Here is a 10,418-nt window from a genome sequence, read left to right as displayed (position 1 = left end):
GCGCTGATTGACGCGCTGATTGACGCGCTGATTGACGCGCTGATTGACGCGCTGATTGACGCGCTGATTGACGCGCTAATCGACGAACGCGACGAACGGCTAATCGACGATCTTTTTAGCCACGAAGACACCGAGCACCAGAAACGCGATGCATAGCACGAGGAAAATGAAAAACAGAATCTTGGCGATCGCGGCCGCACCGGCGGCGACTCCCGTAAAACCAAACAAGGCCGCAACAACGGCCACAATAGCAAAGAACAATGCCATCTTGAGCATTCGTTTTCTCCTGACGAGCGTGGGCGAGCCGGACACCGCCTGATTGCTTCAGGCGCCCGGCCAAGGCCAGTTTGACCTTCCGGACAGAGAGCAAACGGTGTTCCCGGAGCGGTTTCGCCGGCGCTTCAACGCCCGGTGCGCTCGCGCATGGCCTGCGCCACGGCTTCGCGCACACATGCCGCAAGCAGATCGGACGCGTGCGTGTGCGCCGCGCGAGCAGGGCGCGCGATAACGAGCGGCTGCACGATGGTCGATTCGCGGATCGGGCGTTCGGCGATGAGCGTCGTCTGCGCCACGCCGGGGCTTTGCGTGATGAGCAGCGAAACGCCCAGCCCGCTCGCCACCATCGAGCGAACGAGTTCGATCGAGGTCGCGCGATAACGCACGTTGGGCGACAGCCCGCATTGCCAGAACGGCGCCATCAGGAAGTCGCGGCTTTGCGGCAGGTCGATCTGGATAAACGGCTCTTTCGCGAGATCGTGCAGCGATACGGCGCGCTTGCGCTTCGCGAGCGCGGAGTCGGCGGGCACCAGCGCATACGGCTTCAGTTCGGCGAGACACTCGCGTTCGATGTCGTCGGGCAGGCCCACGTCGTACATCAGCGCGAAGTCGATCTGCCGTTTGTGCAGCCAGGTGTCGAGCTGGGCGAGATCGCCCTCCACGAACCGGATCGACAGGCGCGGGAAACGCGCTTGTGCGATCTTGAGCACGCGCGGCAGATAGACCGGCGCAATCGTGCGAAACACGCCTACCTGTACGTGGCCGCCGTCTTCGTCGCCCGTGTCGTCGGTTTCGAATGCCGAGGCCGAGGCGAGCAGCGCACGCGCTTCCGTGAGTTTGCGCTCCCCGAACTGCGTGAGCGTCATGCCCGTGCCCGCGTCACGCGAAAACAGTGGCGCGCTGAAATGCGCTTCGAGTTCGCGGATGGCCACCGAGATCGACGGCTGCGAAACGTTCAGATGTTTGGCGGCGGCAGTCGTGCTGCCGGTTTCGGCGGCGGTGGCGAAGTAACGCAGCAGTCGCAGTGAAAGGCTCATTCGGCTAGCTCGGATCGGTGCGCGCGAGGCTATATAAAAAACGTATAGGCGTTAATTTATTACAGTATTTTATCTTATGGCTGGCGCGGTGCAGAATCGGCTCACCGGTCGACTCGACCGGATGTTCAGGAGACTCCGCCGTGACTGATTCCGTGTTGCCGCTGCAAGGTATTCGTGTGATCGATTTTTCCCGCGTGTTGGCGGGGCCGCTGTGCTCCGCGCTGCTCGGCGATCTGGGCGCGGAGGTCATCAAGATCGAGCCGCCGGGCGGCGACGACTATCGCGCGATCGGCCCCTTCGCGGAAGGCGAAAGCGGCTTGTTCAGCGCGATGAACCGTAACAAGCAGAGCGTCGTGATCGACCTGAAGACCGACGCGGGGCGCGCGCTCGCGCAGTCGCTTTGCGCGCAGGCCGACGTGGTGGTCGAGAACTTTCGCCCCGGTGTGGCGACGCGGCTCGGCATTGGCTACGAGACGCTGGCGGCGCGCAATCCGGCGCTCGTCTATGCGAGCGTGTCGGGCTTCGGGCAGAGCGGCCCGGAGTCGCATCGACCCGCTTACGACATCATCCTGCAAGCGATGTGCGGGCTCATGGACGCGACCGGCGCGCCCGATGGCGAACCCACGGTCATCGGCGAATCGGTGTCCGATGTGGTGAGCGGCATCTTCGCGTCGTGGGGCGTGCTCGCCGCGCTGCTGGCTCGCGAGCGCACGGGCAAAGGCACGCACGTCGATGTTGCGATGTTCGACGCCACGCTGAGCCTGACCGCCACGCTCGTCTCGCGCTACGCCACGACCGGTGCTTCGCAGCGGCGCGTGGGCAATCGCCATCCGTCATCGGCGCCGTTCGGGGCATTCCGCGCGTGCGATGGCCACTTTGTCGTGGCCGTGCTGAATAACCGGCTATTTGCGCGGCTGGCGCAGGCGATCGGCGCGCCGGAACTGCCCGGCGACCCGCGCTTCGAGAGCGACAGTTTGCGCTGCGAACACGAAGCGGCGCTACGCGAGCGTATCGAAGCATGGTCGAGCGAATTGACCGTCGCACAGGTGAACGCGGCGTTGAGCGACGCCGGCATTCCTGTCGCGCCGATTCAAAGCGTGCGCGCGGCGCTCGAAAGCGACCAGGCGCGCGAACGCGGCTTGTTGATCGACGCACCTTCAGGCAACGGTAAGACCGTGCGTCTGCCGCGCCAGCCGGTGAAATTTTCCGCGTATCCGAACACGCGTTCGACGCGCGCGCCGCGCCTCGGCGAGCATACGTTGGCCGTGCTGTCGCAAAAGCTTGGACTCGACGACGAACAGATCGCCGCGTTTTGCGATGCCGGTGCAATCGCCGCGCTACATCATCACGCGAACAAAGATTCGTATAACGAAATAAAAGAGGAGAAGACGCATGCTTAAGCGACTGGGCGTGAGCGACGCCGATCTGGAGATCGCCGATGCAATCCGCCGTTACGCGCAAACCGAACTTGCGCCGCGCGCGGCACAGGTCGATCACGAGGAAATCGCCACGACGCGCTACGTGAGCGCGCTCGCCGAACTCGGCGTGATGGGCATGAATCTGCCGGAGCGATGGGGCGGCATTGGCGCGACGCCTGCCGCGATCATCCTCGCGCTTTCGGAAATCGCGGCCGCATGCGCAGCCACATCGTCGATGATCGGCGCGCATTATCTCGCCACCGACTCGCTGCTGATCGGCGCCGACGACGCATTGCGCGAGCGCTATTTGCCCGACGCGGCGGCGGGCGTCAAACTCGGCGCATTCGCGTTGACGGAACCCCAGGCTGGTTCGAATCCCGCGGGCATGAAAACCGTCGCGCTGCGCGAAGGCGACGGCTACCGGCTGCGCGGCACCAAGCATTTCATTTCAAACGCGGGCGCGGCGCACTTTATCGTGGTGTATGCGAAGACGTCGCCCGAGCAGGGCACGCGCGGCATCAGCGCATTCGTGGTGGATACGAACACGCCGGGCGTCACCATTTCAGGCGCGGAAAAGCTGATGGGCATACGCGGCGCACCGGCGCACGAAGTCGCGCTCGATTGCTTTGTGCCTGAGGCGAATCGTCTGGGCGAAGAGGGCACGGGTTTTCGCACGGCGATGAAAGTGCTCGATAACAGCCGCCTCGACGTGGCGGCGACGAGTCTCGGCATTGCCGAAGCGGCGCTCTCCGACGCGGTGGAATGGGCGAAGCAACGCGAAGTGGGCGGCGAAGCGCTCGCGCGCAAGCAAGGCTTGCAGTGGGTATTCGCCGATATGAAGACGCGGCTCGAAGCCGCCTGGTTGCTCACCTTGCAGGCGGCCGCGCGGCGAGGCGCGGGCGAACCGTTCACGGATGCCGCGTCGATGGCGAAACTTTACGCCTCGGAAATGGTGGGATTCGTCACCGACGCCGCGTTGCAGATGCATGGCGGATACGGCTTCACGCGCGAGCTGCGGTTGGAGCGACTCGTGCGCGACGCGCGGATTCTGCGCATCTACGAAGGTTCATCGGAGATTCAACGCACGGTGATCGCGCGCGCCGTGCTCGCCTGAGTGCTGCGGATGCCGGACGCACACAGGGTTTATCAAGTCTGGCACACACAGTTTTTGTTCATATAAATTCATCGAGCCGTTCTTTTAAGCCGTTTTATTCGCACCCTCATACCCCAGCAGTTCTGCCCACAAGGAGCGAAGCATGGTTCGCACCGCAACACGTACTGCAAAAGCCTCGTTGGTCGAGCGGCGCTCGATCGACTATATTCCCGACGCCGAACGCCACGGCAGCCTGCGCAGTCAGTTCACGCTGTGGTTCGGCGCGAATCTGCAGATCACCGCCGTGGTGGTCGGCGCGCTCGCGGTGGTATTGGGCGGCGACGTTTTCTGGTCGGTTATCGGTTTGCTCATCGGGCAATTGCTGGGCGGTGTCGTGATGGCGCTGCACGGCGCGCAGGGTCCGCAACTCGGTTTGCCGCAAATGATTTCGAGTCGCGTGCAATTCGGCGTGTACGGCGCGATTATTCCGCTCGTGCTCGTTTGCGTGATGTATGTGGGATTTTCGGCGGGCGGCACCGTGCTGGCCGGGCAGGCGATTGCTGAATTGCTCAACGTGGGCAATACCTCGGCCATCCTGATCTTCGCGGCTATCGTGATCCTGCTGGCGGGTCTCGGTTATCGCACCATACATGCGATGGGGCGTGTGGCGAGCGTGGTCGGCACGCTGGCGTTTCTGTATCTGTTCGCGAGTTTGTTGCACGGTCACGCGTGGGCGACGCTGGCGGCCAACCGGCATTTCACGCCCGCTTCGTTTCTGCTGGCGGTGTCGCTTTCGGCGTCGTGGCAAATCGCTTACGGCCCTTACGTGGCCGATTACTCGCGCTATCTACCGAAGTCGACGTCGCCGCTGAAAACCTTTTTCGCCGTGTTCAGCGGCACGGTGGTCGGCGCGCAGGTGGCGATGACCTTCGGCGTGTTCGCCGCCGCGCTGGCGGGTGACCGCTTCGCGGGCCACGAGGTGGCCTTCGTGGTCGGGCTCGGCGCAACGGGTGCGATCGCGGGCGTTCTCTATCTGACGATCGCGCTGGGCAAGCTCACGATCACCACGCTCAATGCCTACGGCAGCGTGATGTCGGTGGCGGCGATCATTACCGGCATCGGCCAGCGCCGCGAGATTTCGGGCCGCACGCGGATTGCATTTGTGATTCTCACGGTGAGCGTGTCAAGCGCGATCGCGCTCGCGGGGCAGCACGCGTTTTTGAAAGCGTTCTCGTCGTTTCTGTTGTTTCTGCTGATCTTCTTTACGCCGTGGAGCGCGATCAATCTCGTCGATTACTACTGCGTGACGCGCGAACGCTACGACGTCCCGGCGCTGTTCGACGCGAATGGCCGCTATGGACGCTGGAACGGCGTGGGCATCGCGGTGTACGTGCTGGGCGTGCTGGTGCAGTTGCCGTTTGTCGCCACGGGCTTTTATACGGGGCCCTGGGTCGATCGGCTGGGCGGCGTGGATATTTCGTGGATCGTCGGCATCGTGGTGCCGGGCGCACTGTATTACTGCGCGACGCGGTTTGCCCGCTCGAACGTGCCCGAGCAGATGATCCTGCCGGAAGCGGCGGGCAGTATCGAAGCCCGATAAAAAACGGCCCAGACGCGCAGGAGGGGCGCACGCCGGGCCAAACAGCGGCGCCGTACAGGCACGGCGCCGTCCGAGGGTTGATGCTTTAAACGAGCGTCGTGCTCAGAGGTAGCAGGTGCCGTCCACGTAGGCTTTGCGCCAGCGCACGATGCTCACGCGCTCGAACAGATCCACTTTCCAGAACGGATCTTGGGCGATGAACTGTTCGGCCGCGTCGCGCGTTTCAACGTCGACAATATAAATGCCGCCGCCCGCGCTGCTGCCGTCGTCGTTGAGCTTGGCGCCACAGGCGAGCAGCAGCGCCTTGTTGGCTTCGAGAAACGCGAGATGCACCTCGCGCTCGCTGGCGCGTACATGCGCGTGACCGGGCTTGTCGAAGGTTTCGATCAGAAAGGGCATGGCAATCGCACTCCGCTTAATTGGGCGCAATGGCCGAAGGATGCTGCGCGAGCGGCGTGACGCTGATCTTCATGAACGGGAACAGCGGCAACGCGGAAAGCATCGTGTGCAGTTCGTCGTTCGATTCCACGTCGAATACGCTGTAATTCGCATACTCGCCCACCACGCGCCACAGATGGCGCCATTTGCCTTCCTGCTGGAGCTTCTGCGAAAAGGCCTTTTCCTCGGCCTTCAGCGCGTCGGCGAAAGCCTTGTCGGTGTCGGCCGGAATCTGGACTTGCATATGAACGAGAAACAGCATCGTGAACTCCTGTTGATTCGAATGAGGCGAGCGAAGAAAAATGCCGGTTCGAGCGTTAGCCCCAGATGAGAATCGCCGCCGAATACACGATGCCGATCCAGATCATCATGATGACCGTGTAGCCCATGATGTCCTTGAGCTTGAGTTTCGACAGCGCGAGCGCCGGCAGAATCCAGAACGGCTGCACCAGATCGTTCCACGCGTTGCCGAGCATCACGGCCGTGGACGTATGGCCGACCGACGCGCCGAGGGTCTTGGCCGCCTCGATCATGAACGGGCCTTGAATGACCCAGTGGCCGCCGCCCGAGGGCGCGAAGAAGTTAATCACGAACGAACTGATCAAGCCCCAGAACGGCAGCGTGGCCGGCGTGGCGACTTTCACGAACGCTTCGGAAAACGTGTTGACGAGCCCCGACGACGCCATGATCGCCATAATGCCCGCATAAAACGGATATTGCAGAATGATGCCGCTGATCGTGCGAATGCCTTCGTTCAGTTTCTCCACATAGCGGATCGGCGTGCCGAGCAGCAGGATGCCGAGGAACAGAATGAAGAAGTTGATGAGATTCAGGTCGATGCTGCCGCCCTGCACGAAATGCAGCGCCACATAACCCATGCCGATCAGACCGATCACGTAGCTCAGCACGCGGCTGTTGTTCAGGCGGTTGGCGAGCGTTTTGCCGTCGTCCACGTCGATGGCGGGTGTGTCCGCCTTCGACTGCGCTTCGCGCGCGCGGTCGATTTCCTTCACGGGCTGGCCGGCCTTCGGATGCAGCCACGCATTGAGCAGCGGCAGCGTGATGATGGTCACGAGGCTCGTGATCAGCATCGTCGGCGAAAAGATTGTTTCGGACAACGGAATGACGCCCATTTGTGCTTCGAGCGGATGGCCCTTCGTCGAGATCAGCACGGGAATGCTGGCCGACAGCCCGAGGCCGTAGAGCGTGAAGCCGCTATAGGCGGAGGCGATGATGAGCGGATAATGCACGCCGTTCACGCGCATCGCGAGCTTGCGCGCGACGATGCCGCCCACCACGAGACCGAAGCCCCAGTTCAGATAACTGCCGATGCCGCCCACCAGCGTCGCGACGATGATCGCCATACGCGGCGAATTCACGTGCGAGACGAGGCGATCGAGAAAGCGGTCCGTGAGCGGCGCGGTCGCGAGCACGTAACCCATTGCGAGAATCACGGCCATTTGCGTGGTGAACGCGAGCAGCGCCCAGAAGCCCTTGCCCCAGCTCGTGGTGAGCGCGGTGACAGCCTGGCCCTGGACGATCACGGCGAGCGCCATCGTGAGCAAGGTCAGGCCGATGGCGAAGACAAAAGGATCGGGCAGATACCGGCGCATCAGCTCGGTGAAGAAGGCGGTGACTCTTTGCATGGCTGTGTCTCTTTCAATTCGTAGTAGTTCTTGGGTCTCTCTCGCGGTCCATGCCGCGAGCGTGTGGTTCAATCGTCGCGGCTGTTGGGCGTGTCGGCGTCCTTGTTCGAAGCGGTTTTGCGCTGACGCGCGAGTTGCATCAGTTGACGGTCGCGCCAGGCCACGCGCGCGTCCCATTGATCGAGCGGGAGCGCAGCGCGGCGCGCGGCTTCCACCTGAGCGACCAGCTCGGGCGTCCACGGATCGTGCTGGCCGCGCTCGGCGCCCATGCGTTCGTACGACGGCCCCATCTTTTGCGCGTGCGAAGCAATGCCGCCGCGCGTATTCAAATCGACCGTTTCGAACGGACCGATCACCGACCAGCGCGGCGCGAGTCCTTCGCGCATCACGGTGTCGATGTCGTCCACGGAAGCCACGCCGTCGCGCACGAGGCAATACGCTTCGCGCAGCACCGCGCCTTGCAGGCGGTTGAAGATGAAGCCGGCGACTTCCTGCTTCACGCGCACGGGCATGAGGCCCGCTTCGCCATAGAGCGCGATCGCGCGCGTGGTGGCCGCCGCCGACGTGAAGGGCGCGGGCACGATCTCGACCACCGGCACGAGATAAGGCGGATTGCCCGGATGCGCGACGAGACAGCGCGCGTGACCCGGCAGGCTTTCGTCGACGAATTTCGACGCCGCGAGAAACGACGAAGCGCTCGCGAGGATCGCCTGCGCGGGCGCGGCGCGATCGAGTTGTGCGAACAGGTCGCGCTTGAGTTCCGCGCGCTCGGGCGCGCATTCCTGCACGAGATCGGCGTCGGCGGCCGCGGCTTCGAGCGTATCGACGATCTCCACGCGCGCGGCGATTTGCGCGGCGCTTTCGTCGATCAGCGCGAAACGCGTGAGGTCGTCGAGACGCAGCGCGATTTCGGCGGGCGCGGCGGCGCGGCGTTGCGCGTCGGGATCGAACAGACGCACGCGCCAGCCCGCCCGCGCGAAGACGACGGCGAAGGCCACGCCGATGCTGCCCGCGCCGACGATGCCCGCGCGGCGCGAATCTTGCGGGGAAGCGATGGCGTTCGACGAAGTCGGTGACATCGTCAGACTCCCGCGACGCCGACGGTCATCCCGCCGCACACGTAGAGCACCTGGCCGGTCACGAAACCGCTGCGCGCGTCGAGCAGATACGAAACGGCGTGCGCGACGTCGTCGGGCGTGCCCACGCGCTTGACGGGCACGGCGTCGATGATCGCCTGGGTGCGCGGCGCGCCGGGCGGATTGGCGCGGTCGAAGAGTTCGGTGCGGATCGGGCCGGGACCGATGGCGTTCGCGGTCACGCCGAACGCGCCCAGTTCGAGCGCCCACACACGCGTCATGCCGATCAGCGCGGCCTTGGTCGCCGAGTACGCGGTGCGCAATTCCTTGCCGAGCGCCGCGCGCGACGACATGTTGACGATGCGCCCGAAGCCCGCTGCCTTCATGCCCGGCAACAGCGCCTGCATGCATTGCTGCGCGCAGCGCACGTTAAGCGCCCACGCGCGTTCGAGTTCGTCGAGCGTCTGATGTTCGGCGTCGGCGGGCAGCACCACGCCCACGTTGTTGACGAGGCGCGTGATGGGGCCGCCTTGCAGCGCGCGTTCGAGCGCGGCGGCCGTCGCCTGCGTATCCGAAAGATCGGCGATGATGCCGTCGCCGATGCGATCGATCACGACCGCTTCGTAGCCGTCGGCTTCGCAGCGCGCGGCGCATGCCGCACCGATGCCGGCAGCGCCGCCGGTGATCAGAACTCGTTCTTTAGCCATGTCGGTCAATCGAAAATAGCAGGAATGCTAACTAAAAGGAATCGAATTGAAATTCGAATCACACCGTGGCGACCGGCGTGACGGGCGAACCCATCGCGCCCGGCAGACGCAGCGGCGGCGCGGTGAGCATGAAGCGCGTGCGCCCATGCTCGCGCAGCCAAAACGCGAGATCGCGCAAGTACCAAAGCTCGCCGAGCGGCAAGCCGAGCTTGAACAGGCAGTGATGATGCAGCGGCATCAGCGGATGCTCGCCCGGCGTGGCCGGTGCGCGCGCGGGATAACGCTCGACCGCGTAGTTGTCGGCGGCCAGCGCGGCGATGCCCGTGTCGGTGATCCATTGCAGCAGTTTTTCGTCGCGGCCATCGAGCGCGCTGCAATGGCTCGCAAGCACGGCCTCGTCGGGCTGACGATTCATTTCGAGCACCATTTCGGCGAAGCCCGTGCGCAGCACCAGCATGTCGCCGCGTTCGACTTCGACCTTGTCCGCTTCGATCACGCGCATCAGATCGTCATAGCCGACCGTGCGGAATTCGCGCCCGAAATGCGCGGCGAAATCGATCAGAACGCCGCGGCCCTGCATGCCTTTGACCGCGAGATTCTCGATGCCGAGCACATCCGCGTGGCTGTGTTCGCCGCCGCAGGCGTGCGGCGCGAAGTTGTTTTCCGCGCGATAGTCCATCGGCCCGACGATGTGCTCGTTCGCGCGATAGCCGTTGTAATAGACGCTTTCGGCCACGCCGTCGCCATTGGCGTCGAAGCGCGCGCCCACGTGGGCGAGTGCGTCCCATTGCGTCGAATATTGCAGCGAGAGCAGCACCTGGTCGTCGCTGACGACATCGGTCGCGCCCGCTTCGTTGCGCGCGAACGGGAAATTCACGTAGGGCAGGCCGTCGCGCATCGTGGGGCGCAGCACCGGCGGATGGCGGCGCACGTTGAGCTTGCTCTCGCCCGGAAAGTCGAGCGGCAGCGAGAGCGTGAAGCTCAGGCCCGCACGCACCTCGCGCGCGCCCTTGAGCACCTGTTCCGTGCCGATGAGGTTGGGGCGTCCCAATTGATCGTCGGGACCGAAGTCGCCCCAGTTCGAGCCGTCCGGCCGATTCTTCCAACGCATGCTGTCTTCCTCCATT

At 64.0% G+C, this 10,418-nt stretch carries 12 protein-coding genes; 4 read left to right on the top strand and 8 right to left on the bottom strand.

All coding sequences use genetic code 11. The annotated features are described in order from the left end of the window. Positions 1–99: 99 nt before the first annotated feature. A complete protein-coding gene (locus SB764_RS05650; RefSeq protein WP_410862892.1) occupies positions 100–228 on the bottom strand; it encodes a DUF1328 family protein in 129 nt (42 codons plus the stop codon). On the opposite strand from SB764_RS05650, the gene SB764_RS05645 reads away from it, so the two are divergent. Next, on the top strand, positions 167–319 hold the full coding sequence (locus SB764_RS05645) for a hypothetical protein (RefSeq protein ID WP_410862896.1): 153 nt from the start codon (positions 167–169) through the stop codon (positions 317–319). The two genes, SB764_RS05650 and SB764_RS05645, sit on opposite strands and share 62 nt — an antisense overlap. Before the next feature lie 82 nt (positions 320–401). Here SB764_RS05645 and SB764_RS05640 read toward each other — a convergent pair whose 3' ends face one another. Then, positions 402–1,313, bottom strand: a complete 912-nt coding sequence (locus tag SB764_RS05640) for a LysR family transcriptional regulator (protein WP_110326737.1) — start codon at positions 1,311–1,313, stop codon at positions 402–404. Between the two features lie 140 nt (positions 1,314–1,453). Here SB764_RS05640 and SB764_RS05635 point away from each other — a divergent pair, with 140 nt between their 5' ends. The 3 genes from SB764_RS05635 (at position 1,454) to SB764_RS05625 (ending at position 5,424) form a co-directional block, all read left to right on the top strand. After that, positions 1,454–2,713, top strand: a complete 1,260-nt coding sequence (locus tag SB764_RS05635; RefSeq protein ID WP_410862877.1) for a CaiB/BaiF CoA transferase family protein — start codon at positions 1,454–1,456, stop codon at positions 2,711–2,713. Further along, the gene (locus SB764_RS05630; protein ID WP_410862875.1) at positions 2,706–3,845 is read left to right on the top strand and encodes an acyl-CoA dehydrogenase family protein; all 1,140 of its coding nucleotides are present in this window, start codon (positions 2,706–2,708) and stop codon (positions 3,843–3,845) included. The genes SB764_RS05635 and SB764_RS05630 overlap by 8 nt, the downstream gene beginning before the upstream one ends. Before the next feature lie 142 nt (positions 3,846–3,987). Continuing rightward, positions 3,988–5,424, top strand: a complete 1,437-nt coding sequence (locus SB764_RS05625) for a purine-cytosine permease family protein (protein WP_410862874.1) — start codon at positions 3,988–3,990, stop codon at positions 5,422–5,424. Between the two features lie 102 nt (positions 5,425–5,526). Here SB764_RS05625 and SB764_RS05620 read toward each other — a convergent pair whose 3' ends face one another. The 6 genes from SB764_RS05620 to SB764_RS05595 all read right to left on the bottom strand — a co-directional run bounded on the left by SB764_RS05620 (position 5,527) and on the right by SB764_RS05595 (position 10,402). Beyond that, positions 5,527–5,823, bottom strand: a complete 297-nt coding sequence (locus tag SB764_RS05620) for a YciI family protein (protein ID WP_065057969.1) — start codon at positions 5,821–5,823, stop codon at positions 5,527–5,529. 16 nt (positions 5,824–5,839) lie between these two features. After that, entirely contained in the window at positions 5,840–6,124 is a 285-nt protein-coding gene (catC, locus tag SB764_RS05615) for a muconolactone Delta-isomerase (RefSeq protein ID WP_065057970.1), read from the bottom strand. 55 nt (positions 6,125–6,179) lie between these two features. Further along, complete coding sequence (locus tag SB764_RS05610; RefSeq protein ID WP_110326745.1) at positions 6,180–7,508, bottom strand: short-chain fatty acid transporter; 1,329 nt, start codon at positions 7,506–7,508, stop codon at positions 6,180–6,182. Positions 7,509–7,576: 68 nt separating this feature from the next. Beyond that, complete coding sequence (locus SB764_RS05605) at positions 7,577–8,587, bottom strand: 3-hydroxyacyl-CoA dehydrogenase (RefSeq protein WP_410862871.1); 1,011 nt, start codon at positions 8,585–8,587, stop codon at positions 7,577–7,579. 2 nt (positions 8,588–8,589) lie between these two features. After that, on the bottom strand, positions 8,590–9,291 hold the full coding sequence (locus tag SB764_RS05600; RefSeq protein ID WP_065057976.1) for an SDR family oxidoreductase: 702 nt from the start codon (positions 9,289–9,291) through the stop codon (positions 8,590–8,592). A gap of 58 nt (positions 9,292–9,349) precedes the next feature. Further along, entirely contained in the window at positions 9,350–10,402 is a 1,053-nt protein-coding gene (locus SB764_RS05595; protein WP_065057977.1) for a cyclase family protein, read from the bottom strand. Positions 10,403–10,418: the final 16 nt, after the last annotated feature.

The organism is Paraburkholderia sp. SIMBA_027 (genome assembly GCF_046535315.1).
Lineage (GTDB): Bacteria > Pseudomonadota > Gammaproteobacteria > Burkholderiales > Burkholderiaceae > Paraburkholderia > Paraburkholderia tropica.
This window is presented reverse-complemented; position numbering and strand designations above follow the sequence as displayed.

Excerpts from the sequence above, each read along its gene's own strand:
- SB764_RS05645 (WP_410862896.1), top strand. The coding sequence starts at position 167 with ATGAAAAACAGAATCTTGGCGATCGCGGCCGCACCGGCGGCGACTCCC.
- SB764_RS05640 (WP_110326737.1), bottom strand. The coding sequence starts at position 1,313 with ATGAGCCTTTCACTGCGACTGCTGCGTTACTTCGCCACCGCCGCCGAA.
- SB764_RS05630 (WP_410862875.1), top strand. The coding sequence starts at position 2,706 with ATGCTTAAGCGACTGGGCGTGAGCGACGCCGATCTGGAGATCGCCGAT.
- SB764_RS05625 (WP_410862874.1), top strand. The coding sequence starts at position 3,988 with ATGGTTCGCACCGCAACACGTACTGCAAAAGCCTCGTTGGTCGAGCGG.
- SB764_RS05620 (WP_065057969.1), bottom strand. The coding sequence starts at position 5,823 with ATGCCCTTTCTGATCGAAACCTTCGACAAGCCCGGTCACGCGCATGTA.
- catC (WP_065057970.1), bottom strand. The coding sequence starts at position 6,124 with ATGCTGTTTCTCGTTCATATGCAAGTCCAGATTCCGGCCGACACCGAC.
- SB764_RS05610 (WP_110326745.1), bottom strand. The coding sequence starts at position 7,508 with ATGCAAAGAGTCACCGCCTTCTTCACCGAGCTGATGCGCCGGTATCTG.
- SB764_RS05605 (WP_410862871.1), bottom strand. The coding sequence starts at position 8,587 with ATGTCACCGACTTCGTCGAACGCCATCGCTTCCCCGCAAGATTCGCGC.
- SB764_RS05600 (WP_065057976.1), bottom strand. The coding sequence starts at position 9,291 with ATGGCTAAAGAACGAGTTCTGATCACCGGCGGCGCTGCCGGCATCGGT.
- SB764_RS05595 (WP_065057977.1), bottom strand. The coding sequence starts at position 10,402 with ATGCGTTGGAAGAATCGGCCGGACGGCTCGAACTGGGGCGACTTCGGT.